The organism is Streptomyces sp. NPDC057694 (assembly GCF_042799415.1).
In the GTDB taxonomy this organism is placed as follows: domain Bacteria; phylum Actinomycetota; class Actinomycetes; order Streptomycetales; family Streptomycetaceae; genus Streptomyces.
On sequence record NZ_JBHVIX010000001.1, the window covers coordinates 619635 to 636866 of the forward strand.

General features: G+C 71.6%; 15 protein-coding genes. 6 read left to right on the forward strand and 9 right to left on the reverse strand.

The window, feature by feature from the left end; genetic code table 11:
* The first annotated feature begins 17 nt into the window (after positions 1-17).
* Positions 18-281 (forward strand): hypothetical protein, encoded by a 264-nt coding sequence (locus tag ACFVDP_RS02970; protein ID WP_383482236.1) that lies wholly within the window; start codon positions 18-20, stop codon positions 279-281.
* A gap of 59 nt (positions 282-340) precedes the next feature.
* Here ACFVDP_RS02970 and ACFVDP_RS02975 read toward each other — a convergent pair whose 3' ends face one another.
* The 4 genes from ACFVDP_RS02975 to ACFVDP_RS02990 all read right to left on the reverse strand — a co-directional run bounded on the left by ACFVDP_RS02975 (position 341) and on the right by ACFVDP_RS02990 (position 5350).
* Complete coding sequence (locus ACFVDP_RS02975) at positions 341-1759, reverse strand: PP2C family protein-serine/threonine phosphatase (protein ID WP_383482239.1); 1419 nt, start codon at positions 1757-1759, stop codon at positions 341-343.
* Between the two features lie 441 nt (positions 1760-2200).
* Positions 2201-3376 (reverse strand): PP2C family protein-serine/threonine phosphatase, encoded by a 1176-nt coding sequence (locus ACFVDP_RS02980; protein ID WP_383482242.1) that lies wholly within the window; start codon positions 3374-3376, stop codon positions 2201-2203.
* Positions 3377-3670: 294 nt separating this feature from the next.
* The gene (locus ACFVDP_RS02985; protein ID WP_383482245.1) at positions 3671-4177 is read right to left on the reverse strand and encodes a MarR family winged helix-turn-helix transcriptional regulator; all 507 of its coding nucleotides are present in this window, start codon (positions 4175-4177) and stop codon (positions 3671-3673) included.
* 117 nt (positions 4178-4294) lie between these two features.
* Positions 4295-5350: a LacI family DNA-binding transcriptional regulator gene (locus tag ACFVDP_RS02990; RefSeq protein WP_383482249.1), complete on the reverse strand. Its 1056-nt coding sequence runs from the start codon at positions 5348-5350 to the stop codon at positions 4295-4297.
* 240 nt (positions 5351-5590) lie between these two features.
* On the opposite strand from ACFVDP_RS02990, the gene ACFVDP_RS02995 reads away from it, so the two are divergent.
* Genes ACFVDP_RS02995 through add form a run of 3 tightly spaced genes read left to right on the forward strand, consistent with a single transcriptional unit; the run spans position 5591 to position 9931 of the window.
* Positions 5591-7039: a purine-cytosine permease family protein gene (locus ACFVDP_RS02995; RefSeq protein ID WP_383482252.1), complete on the forward strand. Its 1449-nt coding sequence runs from the start codon at positions 5591-5593 to the stop codon at positions 7037-7039.
* A 57-nt stretch (positions 7040-7096) separates the two neighbouring features.
* Positions 7097-8890, forward strand: coding sequence for an adenine deaminase C-terminal domain-containing protein (locus ACFVDP_RS03000; RefSeq protein WP_383482255.1), 1794 nt, complete (start codon positions 7097-7099; stop codon positions 8888-8890).
* 27 nt (positions 8891-8917) lie between these two features.
* Entirely contained in the window at positions 8918-9931 is a 1014-nt protein-coding gene (gene add / locus ACFVDP_RS03005; protein WP_383482258.1) for an adenosine deaminase, read from the forward strand.
* A 94-nt stretch (positions 9932-10025) separates the two neighbouring features.
* Here add and ACFVDP_RS03010 read toward each other — a convergent pair whose 3' ends face one another.
* Both ACFVDP_RS03010 and ACFVDP_RS03015 read right to left on the reverse strand, forming a co-directional pair.
* A complete protein-coding gene (locus ACFVDP_RS03010; RefSeq protein WP_383482261.1) occupies positions 10026-11243 on the reverse strand; it encodes a chitinase in 1218 nt (405 codons plus the stop codon).
* 162 nt (positions 11244-11405) lie between these two features.
* On the reverse strand, positions 11406-12200 hold the full coding sequence (locus ACFVDP_RS03015; RefSeq protein WP_383482264.1) for a GAF domain-containing protein: 795 nt from the start codon (positions 12198-12200) through the stop codon (positions 11406-11408).
* Positions 12201-12394: 194 nt separating this feature from the next.
* On the opposite strand from ACFVDP_RS03015, the gene ACFVDP_RS03020 reads away from it, so the two are divergent.
* A complete protein-coding gene (locus ACFVDP_RS03020; protein WP_383482267.1) occupies positions 12395-12973 on the forward strand; it encodes a dihydrofolate reductase family protein in 579 nt (192 codons plus the stop codon).
* A gap of 3 nt (positions 12974-12976) precedes the next feature.
* On the opposite strand, the gene ACFVDP_RS03025 is transcribed toward ACFVDP_RS03020, so the two are convergent.
* Together ACFVDP_RS03025 and ACFVDP_RS03030 are read right to left on the reverse strand one after the other, a co-directional pair.
* Complete coding sequence (locus tag ACFVDP_RS03025) at positions 12977-14197, reverse strand: MFS transporter (protein WP_383482269.1); 1221 nt, start codon at positions 14195-14197, stop codon at positions 12977-12979.
* A 181-nt stretch (positions 14198-14378) separates the two neighbouring features.
* Positions 14379-15236, reverse strand: coding sequence for a helix-turn-helix domain-containing protein (locus tag ACFVDP_RS03030; RefSeq protein WP_383482272.1), 858 nt, complete (start codon positions 15234-15236; stop codon positions 14379-14381).
* A 75-nt stretch (positions 15237-15311) separates the two neighbouring features.
* Between ACFVDP_RS03030 and ACFVDP_RS03035 the strand changes: the two genes are divergently transcribed.
* Complete coding sequence (locus tag ACFVDP_RS03035; protein ID WP_383482275.1) at positions 15312-16160, forward strand: alpha/beta fold hydrolase; 849 nt, start codon at positions 15312-15314, stop codon at positions 16158-16160.
* On the opposite strand, the gene ACFVDP_RS03040 is transcribed toward ACFVDP_RS03035, so the two are convergent.
* Positions 16141-17196 (reverse strand): lytic polysaccharide monooxygenase, encoded by a 1056-nt coding sequence (locus tag ACFVDP_RS03040; RefSeq protein ID WP_383482278.1) that lies wholly within the window; start codon positions 17194-17196, stop codon positions 16141-16143. The two genes, ACFVDP_RS03035 and ACFVDP_RS03040, sit on opposite strands and share 20 nt — an antisense overlap.
* Between the last annotated feature and the right edge of the window lie 36 nt (positions 17197-17232).

Here is a 17232-nt window from a genome sequence, read left to right on the forward strand (position 1 = left end):
GGAGGAGTGTGAGTGTGATGGCGAGGTCAGGACCCGACGGGGCGCTGAACAACGAGGAAAGCTGTGTCGTGACGACGTGCGGGCGCAGGATCGCCGTGCACCGCATCCAGCTGGCGCCCGCGGGCACACCGATCGGCCGGGTCACCCTGGACGTGGGCGCGGACCGGGGCGGCGAGCCGGGGGTGTGGGCCTCCCTCACCAGCGCCGAGGCCCGTGAGCTGGCCCGGATGCTGCTGCTGCACGCCGACCTGACGGACGACGGCGCCGGTCCGCGGAACTGACACCCGGATCAACCGACGGGCCCCCGGGGCGCGTCCACCCGAGGCACGGCTCCGCGATGTCAAGACGTGAACCTTCCCCGGGTGTGCCCGTCGACGGCGGTGAGGTGAGCGGCGCGCGGGGCCGTGATGGCCAGGAGGGCCATGTCGTCGTGCTGGCCGTCGCCGACCCATTGCGAGGCCACCATCTGCACCCGCTCGGTGATCGCCGCCGCGGGCAGCCCGGCGCATTCGGCGAGCACGGCGCGCAGCCGCTCCTCGCCGAACATGCGGTCTCCCAGGGGACCGCCGTGTGCCTCGGTGATGCCGTCGGAGTACAACAGGCAGGTCTCGCCGGGCTGCAGGACCACGGTCGCGCCGGTCACCGTCATCTCGGGGAGCACTCCGACCAGCGTTCCGCGCGTCCTGGCCTCCTCGACCCGGCCGTCGGCCCGGACGACGAGAGGGGCGGGATGCCCGGCGCTCGTGACCCGCAGCCGGACCCGGTCCCGCTCGCGCACCGCGGAGGCCAGCACCATCGTGGCGAAACGGGTGTGGTGGGAGGAGAGCAGGGCGCTGTTGAGCAACGACAGCATGCGGGCGTGGTCGGAGGCGAAGGGCAGCAGCGCCTCGACGGTGTTGCGGATCTTGCCCGTGAGCACGGCCGCCTCAAGTCCCTTGCCGCACACGTCCCCGAGGATCGCGAACGCCTCGCCGTCCGGATCGTCCGCGGGGTGGACGTCGTAGAAGTCGCCGCCGATCCGCTCGCTCGCCGCGGAGGGCCGGTAGCGCCCCGAGAAGTCGATGCCCTGGGTCCGGCGCAGGGTCGGCGGCAGCAGTTCCCTCATCAGGACGTCGGTGATCCGGGTCTGCTGCGCGTATATCCGGGCGGCCGACAGCGCCGCTCCGGCGCGGGCGGCGAACAGCCGCGCAAAGGTCTCCTCCGCCTCGGTGAAGGCCGCTTCCTCGCAGTGGCGCAGCAGCACGATGGCGCCGGCGGGCAGGCCGTGTCCCGGGAGGGGGACCACGACCACCGAACCGATCTCGGACGCCGACCGGGCGAAGCCCTCGGGGATCGCCCACTCCGGTGTTCCTACGGGATCGATCCACCGGGAGGGCACCGGAGGAAAGCCCAGCAACGCCTCGCTCAGGCCGGGCAGTTCAGCGGGGTCCAGGACGAGGTGGCGCTGTGTCACGGAGTCCGCGGACGCCCAGGTCACCGGGTGTGTCCGGCCGTTGCCGACCCCCACGATGACCGCCGCGTCGGCGAGATGTGCGGCCGCAAGGGACGCGGTCGCCGCCATGCAGCGGTCCACGTTCAGCGAGGCCAGCAGTTCGCTGGACACCTCCTGGAGCAGGCGCGAACGGGCCCGCTCGCTCGCCAACTGGTCGCGGGCGGAGCGCAGATCCCGGTCGTCGACCAGCCACCACGACACGGCTCCGTCCGCGCGCCGGCTGGGGAAGGCCTCGACCGTTCCCTCACCGATCCGGCCCGAGGCCACCGCGCCTCGGCGCCGCGCGCCAGCAGCTCGGTGTGCGCCAGGGACAGCCAGCCGGGGGCCGTGTCCGCGAGCAGCGCACCGACCCGCAGGTCCTTGAGGAGTCTGCCCGCCGGATCGTCGCAGGACAGGACCCGGCCCGTGCCGTCCACCGTGACGGTCGGGTGGGCGGCCCGTCGGCCTGTCGTCGTGTCCGCGCCTCGTGGGCTCATTGGTTCCGTGGGGGAAACCATCACGCAGGGCCCGGCAATGCCGAGCCCCCACCACCCTTCGCCGCAGGTCCGTGGAGAGCAATCGGCGCTCTTCTCAACGGATTTGTACCGTTTTCCGACCGGCGCGAATTCTCATGCTTTCCATCGGGCAACAGTTGCATGGTAAGGGTTGCCCGGGCAACTGACACCCCTGCCGACGGCGGAGTTCTTGGGCGACCGGCCGGTTCTCGGCTCAGGCGGCCCGTCCTTCACGGCCGAACCAGTCGAGGCACACCACGAGGGCGTCGTCCTCCGCGTCGACGATCACGTGTCCCGCGAGTTCCTGGAGGATCGCCCGCGGCACAGCCGACGCCGGCAGCAGACTCGCGGCCTGGATCGCGCGTGCGAGCATGCGCTCTCCGTAGGCCTCGCCCGATTCGGACAGCGCCGAGTAGACACCGTCGCTGATGAAGAGGAGGCGGTCACCGGGACGCACGTCGAATTCCTGCACGACGTAGTCGGTCTCCTCGAACATCCCCAGGGGCAGTTGCGCCTCGAACGGGACCTGCTCCACCGCCCGGTCGCGCTGGCGCCACAGCTGGGGCGAGCCCGCGTCCACCACCCGCACCCGCTCCGTCGCCAGGTCGAAGGAGAGCAGCAGCGTCGAGACGTACCGCTCCCCGCGGTGCTGGGCGTAGAGCGCCTGGTCGGCGAGGGCCGCCTGGTCGGCGATTCCGATGCCGGCCCGCCGGGCGTTGCGCAGGGCGTTGACGGCGAGGTTGGTCAGGAGCGAGGCCTCGATGCCCTCCCCCATGCCGTTGGTGACGGTGAGCGTCAGGGTCTCGCCGGTCGCGGCCCAGTCGAAGTTGTCGCCGTGGATCGCGTACGCGGGTTCCAGCTGTGCGCCGATCGCGTACTCCGTGCGTGTGTAGGAGCGCCCGGGCAGCAACTGCCACTGCATCTCGGCGGCCAGGGTGAGCCGGCTCGCCCTGCGGGCCTGGAGGTAGACATCGGTGTCCCGGTCGGCGACGACGATCTCGTGCCCGAGGACCTCCGCGAGATCGGTGAGCTCGTCCACCTCCTGCGGCGTGCATCTCTCCTCCGGCACGCGCACGGCGAGGATGCCGAGTCTGTCGCCGCGGACGGTCACCGGCAGGAAGAGGTCCACCGATCCCTCGCCGCGCACGGTCCGGGTGTGGGGGTCCTGGCTGGCGAAGGCCCGGCCGGCCGGGCTGGCGTGCACGGGGACGGGCTCGGCGGTGTGCGGCAGCTCGGTCACCGGTTGCAGGAGCGTCAGGCTGTAGTCGGCCATCAGCAGGTCGACACCGACGGCTCCGTAGTGCTCGACCAGCGCCCGGCGCACGGTGTCCAGCAGGTCGAACGGCGCGGCGGCCCGAATGGCCCGCTCAGCGGCGAGGAAATTCGTCACAGACTTCTCCGATGGGGCGGGGCCGGCCACCGAGCGAGAAGCGGGAACGGGCGTCCGCCACCGACGATTCCCGCGCGGGCCGGGAACGCTCCTGGCGGCACGTTCTTCACCGGCCCGACGACAGCCACGATCCCAGCACGCAGCTACGAGCCGAGCGGGACGTCAAAAGATCACAAATATTGCCATGCGGCACCTATTTGAGGATTCTATCTCGCCAGGGGGCCGTCTCGGCACTGTCCGTGCGACCGATCGGAGGCGGCTTCCGGCGATCACTCCTGACCCCTCGTGCCCTCGTCAGGCGGTGGCTTCGGACACCTCTTCGGGACCGGACGCGGCGTCGTTCAGCCCGATGTGCGCGGCGGCCGCCTCCTGGAACTGCTCGAGACCCTCGACCAGGGTGCTCAGCTCGGCCGGTGCCATGGAGCGCAGGACCGACTCCAGCTCCCGGGCGCGCGAGGTACGGAACTCCTCCAGCACGGCCGCGCCCCGCCGGCTGAGCCGCAGGTCGACCTCCCGGCGGCTGGTGGGACTGGCGACCCGCTCCACCAGGCCGGCCGCTTCGAGCCGGTCGCAGAGCCGGCTGACCGACGACGGCCGGGAGCCGAGCGCCTCGCCGAGGGTCCGCTGATTGACCCGCTTCTGTCCCTCGATGACCGTCAGCGCCCGGAACTGCGAGGGCGGCAGCGGGCCCGCCAGAGCGGCGGCCTGGCCGCGGCCCCACAGGACCTCCAGCAACTCCGAGACGCCGCACGCCACCTGCGCCACTTGCTCAGGGGTGCGGAAGGGCAGACTCTGGGGCATCCCAGCACCCTCCCGTCAGCAAGTGAGGTCGGCCTTCCCCGAGCCTACCGCCGTCCCGGGACGGCGGTGCGACCCGGCCCCGCATCGCCCGCCCGAGCGGGCCGGCCCCATGTTCCGTCAGCCGGCCCGCCGCGTGGAGTCGCGGGGCAGCAGCGTCGCCTGCACCAGCCGGTGCCGCGGGTCCGACGTCGCCTGCCGCGGGTCCTGGATGAGGTCGATCAGCAGCTCCGCGGCCTGCTTGCCGATCTCCTCGGGGGCCAGGTCGAGCGCGGTGAGCGCCGGCCGGGCGCTGCGGGCGAACTCGCCGTCGGCGCCGACCACGATCTGTACGTCCTCGGGCACGCGCAGCCCGAGTTCGCGGCAGACCGCGAGGGTGGCGAAGCCGAACTTCTCCATCACCACGTAGAGGGCGTCGGGGCGGTCCGGGCGGGCCAGCAGTCGGTGCGCGGCCTCGGTGGAGTCGGTGCCGGGCTCGGCGCGGTCCATCAGGACGGGGTTGCCGGTGCGCGCGCACCAGTCGCGGTAGGCGCGGGCCGCGTCCTCGTCGTAGGACTGGCCGGTCGAGCCGGTGAGCAGGCCGATGCGCCGGGCGCCGGTGGCGGCGAGGTGGTCGAGGGCGGCGACGGCGCAGGTGGACAGTTCGTTGTCGACCCAGGGGAAGGCGTCCTTGCGGGACAGGTCGCGCCCGGTGGTGACGACGGGGACCCCCGTGCCGGACAGCCGGGTCAGCAGCGGGTCGTCGGTGAGCGGGTCGATGACGATCGTGCCGTCGAGCGGGAGGGTGTCGAAGGGGCGGCCGTCCAGGGACGGCGGGACGAGCACGAGGGAGTAGTCGTGCGCCATCGCCGTCCAGGTCGCGGCGTTCACGATCTTGACGAAGTACTCGATGTCGGTGATGCCGCCCTCGACGGCGGTGCGGTGCGTCAGACCGAGCAGTCCGGTGCGGGCGCCGCGCAGCCCCCGGGCGTTGGGGTTGGCGCGGTAGCCGATCTCGGTGGCGACGGCCAGCACCCGCTCGCGGGTCTCGGCGCCGACCCGGCCCACCCCGTTCAGCGCGTGCGAGGCGGTGGTCACCGAAACTCCCGCACGGCGGGCCACCTCCCGCAGACCGCCGCCCTTCACCGAGGCCCCCCGGGGCGTTCCACCGCGCTTCGGCTGTGTGACGTCTGACATGGCGGCGAGCTTACAGGTTGACTGCCAAAACGTTTAGGCAGTACGTTCCGGACCGTTGCCAAAACGTTTAGGCAACGCTTCCGGCAGGCTCCCCGGTTTCGTCCGGGCGCCCGCCGCTCCCCCGCGCCGCACACCGCCGTGCGGACCCGGCTCGCCCGGATCGCGCTTCTTTCCTCCCCCGTACATCGCGTCCCGTCCCTCCAGGCCGGGGCGCCGGTCCGCAAAGGACTCCTGCCGCCCATGGCCGAGGCCACCGCCACCGCACCGCCCGGATCCACCACGCCCGCCGCGCCGACGTCCGTCTTCACGGTCGAGCAGCGCGGCATCGACGCCGTTCCCACCGCGGAACGCCAGGGCGGCCCCGGCCGCCTGTTCGGCCTGTGGGCCGGCACCAACACCACCGTGTTCACCGTCGTGTACGGCGCGCTGGTCGTCTCCTTCGGCCTGTCGTTCTGGTACGCGGTCGCGCTGATCGTCGTCGGCAACGTGCTGGGCTTCACCGTCACCGGACTGACGAGCCTCCAGGGCCCGCGCACCGGCACCTCCACGCACTCCGTCTCGCGCGCCGCGTTCGGCCCGCGCGGCGGACGGCTGCCCGCCCTGCTGAGCTGGGTGATGCTGGTCGGCTTCGAGGCCGGCGGCATGGTGCTGATCGTCCTCGCCGGGCTCGCCCTGCTCGACCAGGCCGGGATCAGCACGGGCACGCCCCTGAAGCTCGTGGTCATCGCCGTCGCGGCGGGGCTGCAGATGCTGCTGCCGCTGTCCGGCTACCACCTGATCATGAAGGTGCAGAAGTACTTCGCCTGGATCTTCGCCGCGATGTTCACCGTGATGGCGTTCCTCGTCGCGCCCAAGGCGGACTTCTCGGCGCACGGCGCCGCGCCGTCCCTGGTGACGATCTCGCTCGTCCTCGCCATGGTCACCGCGTCGGGCGGGCTGTCCTGGGCCGACATGGGCAGCGACTACTCGCGCTATCTGCCCGAGAACTCCGCGCCGCGCAAGGTCTTCGCGTGCGCCGCGCTCGGCGGCATGGTGCCCAACATCCTGCTGCAGATCCTCGGCGCGGCCGTCGCCACCGCGACGACGAAGGCGACCGACCCGATCTCGGGTCTGCCGGAGATCCTGCCCGGCTGGTTCATCACCCCGTACCTGCTGCTCGCGATCGTCTCGCTGCTCGCGGTGAACACCACCGACATGTACTCCTCGGGCCTGAACCTGCTGGCCGTCGGCATCCCGGTCAAGCGCTGGATGGTCGTCTTCATCGACCTCACGCTGTGCACGGCGATCACCCTGTGGGCGGTCTTCTCCGCCGACTTCTACACCCTGCTGTCGAACTTCCTCAGCCTGATCGTGCTGTGGCTCGGCCCGTGGGCGGCCGTCTATCTCACCGACTGGTGGCTGCGCCGCGGCCGGTACGACGTGCCCTCGTTCTTCCCCCGCGAGACCGGCCGCGACGGCATCTACTGGCACAAGGGCGGCGTCCGCCCGGCCGGTCTGATCGCGGTCCTGCTGGGATTCGTCGCGGCCGTGCTGTGGGTCGACTCGACGGTGTTCGTCGGCCCGCTGTCCGACGCGGCCGGCGGCCTGGACCTCTCCGTCTTCGCCGGCGCCCTCGTCGCTGGCGTCGTCTACTGGCTGCTCGCCCGCCGCACCGTCCGCGCCGAGGCCGAACTCGTCCCGGCCGCCTGACACCCCCTTTTTCCCGTGGCACCTCTTCACCTTCGTACGCGCATCGGAGCGAACCCCATGAACCACCCCAGCCTCCGCACCCTGATCGACGCCTCCGAGGGCGTCGTGAAGGCCGACCGGATCATCAAGGGCGGACAGCTCGTCAACGTCTGCACCGGCGAGATCTACCCGGCCGACGTCGCCATCACCGGCGACCGCGTCGCCGCCACCGGTGACGTCAGCGCGTACGAAGGCCCGGACACCGAGTTCGTCGACGCGAGCGGCAAGTACCTGACGCCGGGTCTCATCGACGGCCACCTGCACCTGGAGTGCTCCAAGCTGTCGGTGACGATGTTCGCCGACGCCGCCGTCCGCTTCGGCACGACGTCGGTCGTCTCCGGGCTCGACCAGTTCCTCGTGGTCGCCGGGCCCGAGGGGGTGCGCGAGGCGCTGCGGGAGGCCGACGCGAGCCCGATGAAGATCTTCTGGGGCGCGCCGTTCAAGACGCCGTACACCCTGCCCGAGACGACGGTCGGCTTCCGCTTCGGTCCCGAGGACCACGCCGAGGCGCAGAGCGGAGCCGACTGCTTCGGTGTCTGGGAGACCGTCGCCGAGTTCGTCCTGAACCGCGACGAGAAGGTGCTCCAGGCCCTCGAACTCGCGCACCGCAACCGGCTGCCCATCTTCGGCTGCGCGCCGATGGCCGCGCAGACCACGATCAACGCCCTGTCGGCCGCCGGTGTCCGGCTCGACCACGAGAGCTACACGGCGGAGGAGGCTCTGGAGAAGCTGCGCGCGGGCATGTCGCTGCTGATCCGCGAGTCGTCGGTGGCGCACTTCATGAACGAGAACGTGCGCACGATCACCGAGTTCGGCGCCCAGTCGCGCCGCGTCGGCCTGTGCACCGACGACATGCACGTCGCCGACATCATCCGCGAGGGCCACCTCGACAAGCTCGTCCGCATGGCGATCAAGGCGGGCGTGAAGCCGGTCGAGGCGATCCAGATGGCGACGCTCAACTGCGCCGAGATGTACCGCATCGACCACCTCGTCGGCTCGATCACGCCGGGCCGCTACGCGGACGTGCTGATCGTCGACTCCCCCGAGTCGTTCGTCGTGGAGCGGGTGTTCTCGCGCGGCGAGCTGGTCGCCGAAGGCGGTCGTACGGTCAAGGCCCCGCAGGCGCCCGAGCGCACCGCCGCCCTCTCCCCCGCCTTCCAGGTCGCCCCGGTGAGCGCCGACGGCATCGGTGTCGCGGCCGAGGGATCCTCCGCCGATGTGCTGGTCGTCGAGATGGACCGCACGGTGCCGTTCGTCCGCAAGGGCGTGCCGATGACGCTGCCCGTCGAGGGCGGCACGGTCCGCGCCGATCTCGCGCAGGACTCGCTCTACGTGACGGTCTCCGAGCGGTACGGCAAGAACGACGGCGCCACGGTCACCGCGATGATCAACGGCTTCGGGCTGCGCTCCGGCGCCATCGCCTCCTCCGCCGCGCCCGACGACAACAACATCATCTGCGTCGGCGCCGACCGCGCCGACATGGCCCTCGCCATCAACCACCTCTCGGCGGCCGGCGGCGGCCAGATCGTCGTCGACGGCGGCGAGATCAAGGAGTTCCTGCCGCTGCCGGTCGCGGGCATCGTCGCGGACATCACGCCCGAGGAGATGGCCGACGCCGAGGACCGCCTGGAGGCCGCGGCCCGCGCGCTCGGCTGTGAACTGCCGTCCGCCTTCGGGTATCTGATCTTCCTGGAGATCACCGCGATCCCCGAGTACGCCGTCACCGACCTCGGTGTCGTCAACTACCACTCGCAGGACGTCGTCGACATCCTGCGGCCCGTCATCACGCAGTCCGTCGCCGCCGCCAACTGACGCCCGCCTCCGAGGAGTTCACCGCTCATGACTGTCGACGCCTTCATCACCGGTCTGCCCAAGGCCGAGCTGCACCTGCACATCGAGGGCACCCTCGAACCCGGGCTGAAGTTCGCGCTGGCCGCCCGCAACGGCATCGAGCTGCCCTACGCCGACGAGGCCGCGCTGCGCGCCGCGTACGACTTCGACGACCTGCCCGGCTTCCTCACCGTGTACTACGAGGGCATGACCGTCCTCCGCACCGAGCAGGACTTCTACGACCTCGCGGCGGCCTACGCGGCCAAGGCGCACTCCCAGAACGTGCGGTACGCGGAGATCTTCTTCGACCCGCAGGCGCACACCGCGCGGGGCGTCGCCTTCGACACCGTCGTCCGGGGTCTGACGCGGGCCCTGGACGACGCGGAGCGGGCCACCGGCTTCAGGGGCCGCCTCGTGATGTGCTTCCTGCGCGACTTCCAGGCCGAGTTCGCGATGGCCACGCTGGTGCAGGCGCTCCCGTACAAGGAGTGGATCGTCGGCGTGGGCCTGGACTCGGACGAGGCGGGCAACCCGCCGGTGAAGTTCCGTGCCGTCTTCGCCCGCGCCCGCGCCGAGGGCTTCCGCCTGACGATGCACTGCGACGTCGACCAAAAGAACTCCACCGAGCACATCCGGCAGGTCATCGAGGAGATCGGCATCGACCGCATCGACCACGGTGTCAACGCGCTGGAGGACCCGGCCCTGATCGCGGCGATCCGCGAGCGCGGGCTCGGCCTGACCGTGTGCCCGATCTCCAACGCCCATGTCACCGACGGCATGAAGGCGGCCGAGATCCGCGCGCTGCTCGACCAGGGCGTGAAGGTGACGGTCAACTCCGACGACCCGGCCTACTTCCCCGGATACGTCGCCGAGAACCTGGCGGCGCTGCGCGAACCCGCCGCCCTCACCGACGAGGACCTCGTCCAGTTGCAGCGCAACGCCATCGGCATCTCGTGGGCGGCGCCCGCGGTGCGCGAGGAGTTCCTGGCGGAGCTGGCCGCGTACGGCACGACGGCGAACTGAAAAAGCTGACTGAACAAGCCTGGCGGCGTCCCCCCGTGGGACGCCGCCAGGCTTTCAACTTTTCTCAGTCGAATCGGGCCTTCTCAGGCCCCGGTCAGCAGGTTCCCTCGTCCGTCCAGGGGTTCCCGTCGGTGGTGGCCGGCTTCTCGTTCTGCGTCCACCACTTGGCCTTCCAGTTGTGGCTGTTGTAGCTCACCTCGTTGCCCGCGGTGTACACGGACGCCGCGCTCCACGCCGTCTTGCAGCCGGTGGCCGGCGGAGTCGTGGTGCCGCCGGACGTGGGCGGGGTCGTGGTGGGCGGGGTGGCACCCGCGAACTTCACCGAGTACTTCGCGAAGTCCCAGGAGTTCTGCGCGACGCTGGAGCACGTGCCGGACGTGCGCCCGCCGTTGTCGGCCGGGGTGCACTGGCGGTCGCGGTTGAGGGACCAGAAGGTGAAGCGGTCCATGCCGTGGCTCGTCGCGTAGTCGAGGACCGTCTGGAAGTCGGCCTGGGTGAACATCTCCCCGGTGTCGCTGCGGCCGTTCATGCCGGAGAAGCCCTCGTGGGCGTAGGCGGTGGCCTGGCTCCAGCCGAACGTGGACTGAAGGATCGTGTTGAAGTTGGTCAGGGCGGCGGTCTGCGAGGCCGCGCCGTTGAACCCGCCGTCGAACGGCATGATGGAGAAGTTGTTCGGCGTGAAGCCCTGCGACTTCGCCTCCAGGAGCATCTGCTTGCCGAACCAGCCGGTGCCGTCCGCCGTGCCCGCCGTGGTGACGGAGACGTAGAGCCCGGGGTTGTTCTGCTGGAGGATCTTCGCCGCGCCGATCTCGTTCTTGATCGCCGCCGTGTTCTCGTACTCCGGCTCCTCCAGGTCGAAGTCGATGGCCTTCAGCCCGTACTTGGTGATGGCCTGCTGGTACGCGGCCGCCGTGGACGCCGGGTCGGAGCAGGCCTGGCCGAGCTTGGTGCCGCCGTACCCGCCGATGGACACCGACACGTCGCCGCCCTTGGCGCGGATCGCGTCGATCTTCGCCTTCACGGCCGTATCGGAGGACACCGGCGCGGTGCCGTCCCACGTCGGCGAACAGCCGCCGCCGTTCGGGGCCAGGATGAACGCGAGCTGGAAGGCCTTGAGCCCCGTCGCGTCCATGATCGCGCCCGCGTCCGGCGGGTCGTTGTCGAGCGGCATCAGATAGGGGGCGGCGGCGTACCAGCGGTTGCTCACGTCGGCTGACGCGCCCGCGGCGTTGGTCGCCACGAAGGCGCTCGCGGCCAGCGCGACCGTGGTGACGGCGGTGGCAGCGCCCAGACATGCGCGAAGTCGTCTCACTCTGTACCTCCTGCACGGGGGGATCGAGGCGCTCGATGGGGAGTCGAGTGCGGACAGCTTCTTGAGAGTGAGGGGAGCACGTCAACGCATTGGACTGGACCAGAGAATGCTTTGGACTAGACCATGCGATCTCTTTGCCTTCCGGAAGGACGGATGCGACCGTCAGCGGATCAGCCGGCCGGCCGCTTCGGCCACGTACTCCAGCTCGCGCCGCACCTCGGGCGTCCATGTGGTGGGCCTGGAGAAATGAGTGGACAGCATCCCCGCCAGATCGCCCGAGGCGGACAGCACGGGCAGCGACGCGACGGCGTACACACCGGCGTCCTTCAGCACCTCGGCCGCGGGCGTGCCCACGAACAGCGGGGAGACACGGACGTCCTCCACGTAGACGGCCCTGCGCTGCTCGGCGGCCGCGCCACAGGTGCTGCCGTGCGCCTTCGCCTCGACCCTGCGGAAGAAGTGCAGGAACGGCTGGTGGAATCCCCGCTGGTCCGTGATGCGCAGGGACTGCGAGTCGGGGTCCAGCAACTGGGCGTTGCCCATCGGAGCCCCGGTCACGCGCAGTGCCGCCGCCAGCGCCTCCCGCATCACCAGCCGGTTGCGGCTCTGGGCCCGGTCGGTGGTCTCCGCGCCCGTGCCCGCATGGCGGCGCAGGGCGCGCAGCCTGCCGCTCTCGTGCAGTTGCCGCAGGACGGGGTCGTCGACGCCCCAGACCTCCAGCTCGCCGCCCGCGGCCCGCACCTGCTCGGCGACGGCCTCGACGAGAGCCACTCCGGCCAGCCCCACGAAGGACACCCGGCTGAAATCGAGGACGAGGCAGCGGTCGTGGTCGGACAGCTGCTGCCGCAGCGCCACCACGCCGCCCTGGTCAAGTCGGCCCGTGACATGCACGACCGTCCGCTCCGGTTGCGCGGCGACCGACACCTCGATGCCCGGCACCGATACGGACCACACCATGCGAGCCACCCGCCCCGACCGTGCTGAAGACGCACCACCAGCCTAGAGCCCGCACGGCCCCAAGACGACAACCTTCAGGTTCGGGGCAGCGCGGCGCGGATCCCGGGCCCGGCCGCCCCCGAGCGATGAGTCCCGCCGCGCCGAACGGTCTCTCTCTTCGACGGACCATTCACCCCGCGGACCAGGAGAAGCCCATGACCGCCACGTACACCTTCGACGTCTTTTCCAGCCTCGACGGGTTCGGCTCGGCCGGCGGCGACTGGACCGGGTACTGGGGCAAGCAGGGCCCCGAGCTGCTAGACCACCGCCTCGCGTCATACGGCAGCGAGCAGCGGATGGTCCTCGGGGCGAACACGTACAGGCTGTTCGCGCAGATGCTGGCCGCGAGCACCGAGGACTCCGATGTGCGCGACCCCTGGGTCACACGGATGAGGAGCCTTCCTGCGACGGTGGTGTCGTCGACGCTGGAAGGCCCCCTCGACTGGCCCGACGCCACCGTCGAGAAGGGTGACGCCGTCGATGTCGTCGCCCGGCTCAAGAAGGAGTCGGCGGTGCCGCTGCGCTCCCACGGCTCCCTGGCGATGAACCGGGCGCTGATGGCCGCCGGTCTGGTGGACCGGGTGCAGGTGACGGTCTTTCCCGTGATCACCGGCCGCACCGGGCTCGGCCCGGTCTTCGCGGGTGCGGAGGACTTCGATCTGGAGCTGATCGAGAGCCGGACGCTCGACGGCCGCGTCCAGGAGCTGAGCTACCGGCCCACCCTGCACCCGTGAACGTCAGCTCCCCTGCGCCTCCACCGGTGCGGGCTGCCCGGCCGGCTCGGCGGGCGAGGCCGCGGCCACCTCGGAGCTGCGGCCGCCCCGGTCGGTCATACCGGCCACGAGCGCGATTCCGAGACCGGCGACGGCGAGCACGGCTCCGGCGAGGTTGGGCGCGGCCCAGCCCCAGCCCGCCGAGATGACCAGACCGCCGATCCAGGCGCCGCCCGCGTTGGCCAGGTTGAAGGCGGAGTGGTTGGAGGCGGCGGCCATGGTCGGGGCGTTCTTCGCCTTGGCCATGAGCAGCATCTGGACCGGTGTGGTGATGAGGGAACCCATCGCCCCGATGAAGGTGATCGTCAGCAGCGCGGGAACCGTGCTGTGGACGGTGAAGTAGAACGTCACCAGCGCGGCGGCGAGCAGCGCGAGTCCCCCGTAGAGGGTCGGCCGCAGCGCACGGTCGGTGAGCGGCCCCGCGAGGAGGGTGCCGGCCGTCATGCCGACGCCGTACAGGGCGAGGACCAGGGTGGTGGAGGAGTCCGAGATGCCGGTGAGGTGGGTCAGCATCGGGACGAGGTAGCTGTACATGGCGAAGAAGCCGCCGAAGCCGACGACGGCCGTGGCCAGGCCGAGCGCGACCTGCTTGTTGCCCATGGCGCGCAGCTCGTGCCGGATGCCGGACTGCTCGCCGCGCGGCTGGTGCGGGACGAAGACGGCGAGCGCGGCGAGGGCGACGACACCGATGACGGCGACGGCCCAGTAGGCGGCGCGCCAGCCGAGCTGCTGCCCCAGCGCGGTCCCGGCGGGCACGCCGACGATGTTGGCGACGGTGAGCCCGAGGAACATCTTCGACACGGCGCGTGCCGCCCGGTCCGGGGCGACCAGCCGGGAGGCGACGACGGCACCCACACCGAACAGGGCGCCGTGCGGCAGGCCCGCCAGGAAGCGGGCGGCGAAGAGCGTGCCGAAGGACGGGGCGAGCGCGGACGCGGCGTTGCCGAGCACGAAGAGTCCGGTCAGGAGCAGCAGCAGCCGCTTGTGCGGGATGCGCGCGCCGATGCCGGTGAGCAGCGGGGCGCCGACGACGACGCCGAGGGCGTACGCGGAGACGAGGTTGCCCGCGTGGGGCACGGAGACATGGACGCCGTCGGCTATCTGGGGCAGCAGCCCCATCGTGGCGAACTCGGTCGTGCCGATGCCGAACGCGACAACGGCCAGGGCCAACAGGGCCAGCGGCATGGTGCGGGAGAGCCTTTCGGAGACATGCGGATTTTTTCGGGAACGTTCTTCGGGAACGTTCCAGGGTATTCCCCGCCGCTCAGGGCCAAAAAGAGCGGGGGCGCAACGGTCGTGACCTGCAGTGCAGCCGTGCCGTCCGGCCGCGCATTCCACGATCGGGGGCTCTCTTCGGTGATGTGTGTCACGACACCGGGATGGCGTCCGGCCACGCTGTGTCGTCGACGGTCAGGAACGGTTCGTCCGTCACCGTTCTCGGCGTCAGGCCGGTGAAGGTCCGGATGTCGCGGTGCAGATGCGACTGGTCGAAGTAGCCGATGTCCGCGGCGACTTGGGCCGTGGGCTCGCCCGCGACCAGGCGGTGGACGGCACGGTCGAAACGGACCAGTTTCGCGGCCTGCTTGGGCGGCAGGCCGAGTTGGGCGCTGAAGCGGGACCACAGGCGCCGTCGGCTCCAGCCGAGTTCGTCCGCGAGGTCGTCGACGCGGACGAGGCCGGGACGGCGGGCGATCCGCCGCCAGGCCCAGGCCACCTCCGGATCCACCGGCGGCTGCCGCGCGCAGCGGCGTTCGACGGCCCCGCTCACCAGGCCGAAGCGGTCCTCCCAGGTAGTGGCGTCGGCGAGCCGCTCACGCAGCCGGGCGGCCTCCCGGCCCCACAGGTCGTCGAGGCTCACCAGCGCTCCTGCCAGCTCGGCCGGGCCGGCGCCCAGCGCCGCGCGGGCGACCACCGGCGAGAGCCGCACCTGGAGACAGGCGATATCCGCGCCGTGCACCCGGACGGTACCGCCGAGGCCGAAGCCGGGCCCGGCGACGACGGCGCCTCCGGGGCGCGGCCCGGATCCGTCGTCGAAGGTCGACGTTCCCTCCCCGAACTCCAGCACCAGCATCACGGAGGGATGCGGCACGATGCGGAGTCCGTCATCGAGGCCGCCGGGGACGCCGAACCCGGCCATGTCGACACCGGCCGTCCGGCTGGGCCACCCCGGGCGGGCCACGTCCCACCGGGCCGGATCGGCCCGCCGACTGCTGGGGGAGCGCATGCGCCCATGGTACGAGGCCCGGTGGTGGAACATTCGTCCAATCCGGCGCCGGTCCCGGGCGGCGACAGTGACCGCATGACTCTTCCCACATCCGGCCAACAGCCCTCACAGGGCCAGGACTTGGCCTCGCACGAGGACGCGGTCCTGCCCCTGGACGACGGCGGCCTGTACGTGTGCCAGGACGGCCCGCGCACCGCTCCCGCACTGCTCCTCCTCCACGGGTCGGCGGCCGCCGTCGGATCCTGGCGGGCACTCGTCCCGCTGCTGACAGCGGCCCATCACGTGATCCGGATCGACCTGCGCGGACACGGCCGCTCCGCCCCGCCGGCCGGCGGCGACTACACGGTCCCCGGACAGGCCCGCACGGTGGCCGCGGCGCTGGAACGGCTCGGTGTCGACCGCCTCGTCGCCGTCGGGCACTCCAGCGGGGGCTACGCGGCGACCGCGCTCGCCGAACTCCGGCCCGACCTGGTGACGGGCCTGGTCCTCATCGACACCGGGCCGAGCCTGGACGCGTTCGACGGGCCGGACAGCGCGGCGATCGGGCCGGAGCAGTGGCCCCCGAGCGATGCCATGCTCCGCATGTTCGCGAGCACCGGGTTCCGCGAGGGCTTCGAGATTCCGCAGGACCTGGTGGACGACGCGCGCACCATGACGTACGAGGCGTTCGTCGGCACCCAGGAGGCGGCCCGGGCCTATCTGGCCGAGCGGACGCTCCCGGACCGGCTGGCCGTGCTCGGCAAGCCGCTCCAGGTCGTCTTCGGCGACCAGGACCGGCGCTGGCGTCCCTCGTCGGCGGCCGACTACCGGAAGGTGCCGGGAGCGCGGGTCGCCTGGCTGCCCGGGTCGGGGCACACGCCCATCCTGGAGGATCCGGCGGGCACGGCCGCCCTGCTGCTCGCGTTCACCGCCTCGCACGCGTGACCGGCAGCGCCGCGGTCGGCCTGCGGTGCCGCAGATGTACGAAGGTGCCCGCGGCCAGGGCCACGGCGGCGGCCGCCGCTCCGGCGAGCGCGCCGACCGAGGTCGGACCGGTCTCGGCGTTCTCAGCCGATGCCTGCCGCCCCCGCGACGCGCCTTCCGCCGTGGTCCTCTCCGCCGTGCCCGCGTCGTGCGCCCTGTGCATGGCGCTGTGGGCCTTGTGGCCCGCGCCGAGTGCGGCCGCCTCGCGGGCGGACTGCTCGCCGCCGGTCAGCCCGGTCACCTCTCCTGCTCCGCCGTCGAAGACGACGTCCGAGCAGGAGAAGAAGTTCTCCTGGCTGTCGGAGCGGATCCACTGGACGAACAGCATCTGGCGGCCGGTGCGCTCGGGGAGTTGAAGGTCCCAGTAGTAGTGGCCGTCCTCGGTGCCCGGGCCGCCCTCGTGCGGCGGGTCCTGGACGGTCTGCACCTTCTCCAGGTCCGCCCAGCCCAGCGGCTGCTCCGGGTCGAAACCCTCGTTGGTGACGTACACCTCGAACCTGCCCGGGTGATGCGCCCAGTTGCTGTACTTGACTTGAAGGGTGGCGCCCGCCGTGAGGTGAGTGAGGGGCCAGTCGGCGCGGGCCGCGTTGTAGGGCGAGAAGTCGTACGGGCTGCGGTCTCCGGCGCTGCACAGGGTGCCGTCCGGGACGTAACCCGCGCCGCGCCCGCCCGCGTTGGAGTCGAGTACCGCGAACCAGTTGTACAGCGGTGTCGTGCCCGCCTCCTCGACGGCGGCCTTGCAGGCGGGGTTGGTCGGCATCTGGGTGGAGGAGTTGGCGAGGAGGTCCTTGTAGCAGAGGTAGGTGCGCGAGCCGGGCATCAGGGCGACGCCGTGCGCGGCGGCCGGGGACGGCACAGCGAGCACGGTGGCGACGGCGAAGCCCGCCGCGCCGACCAGACCGGCCGCGCGCCGGGACCGGAGGGATCTCGCTGCACGGGTAGTGGTCCGGCCGGTCCCGGGGCGACGAGGAACTGCCGTACGGGGAGGAACCGTCATGGGAATGTCTCCTTCGGGAGGTCTCCGACGAGCGGT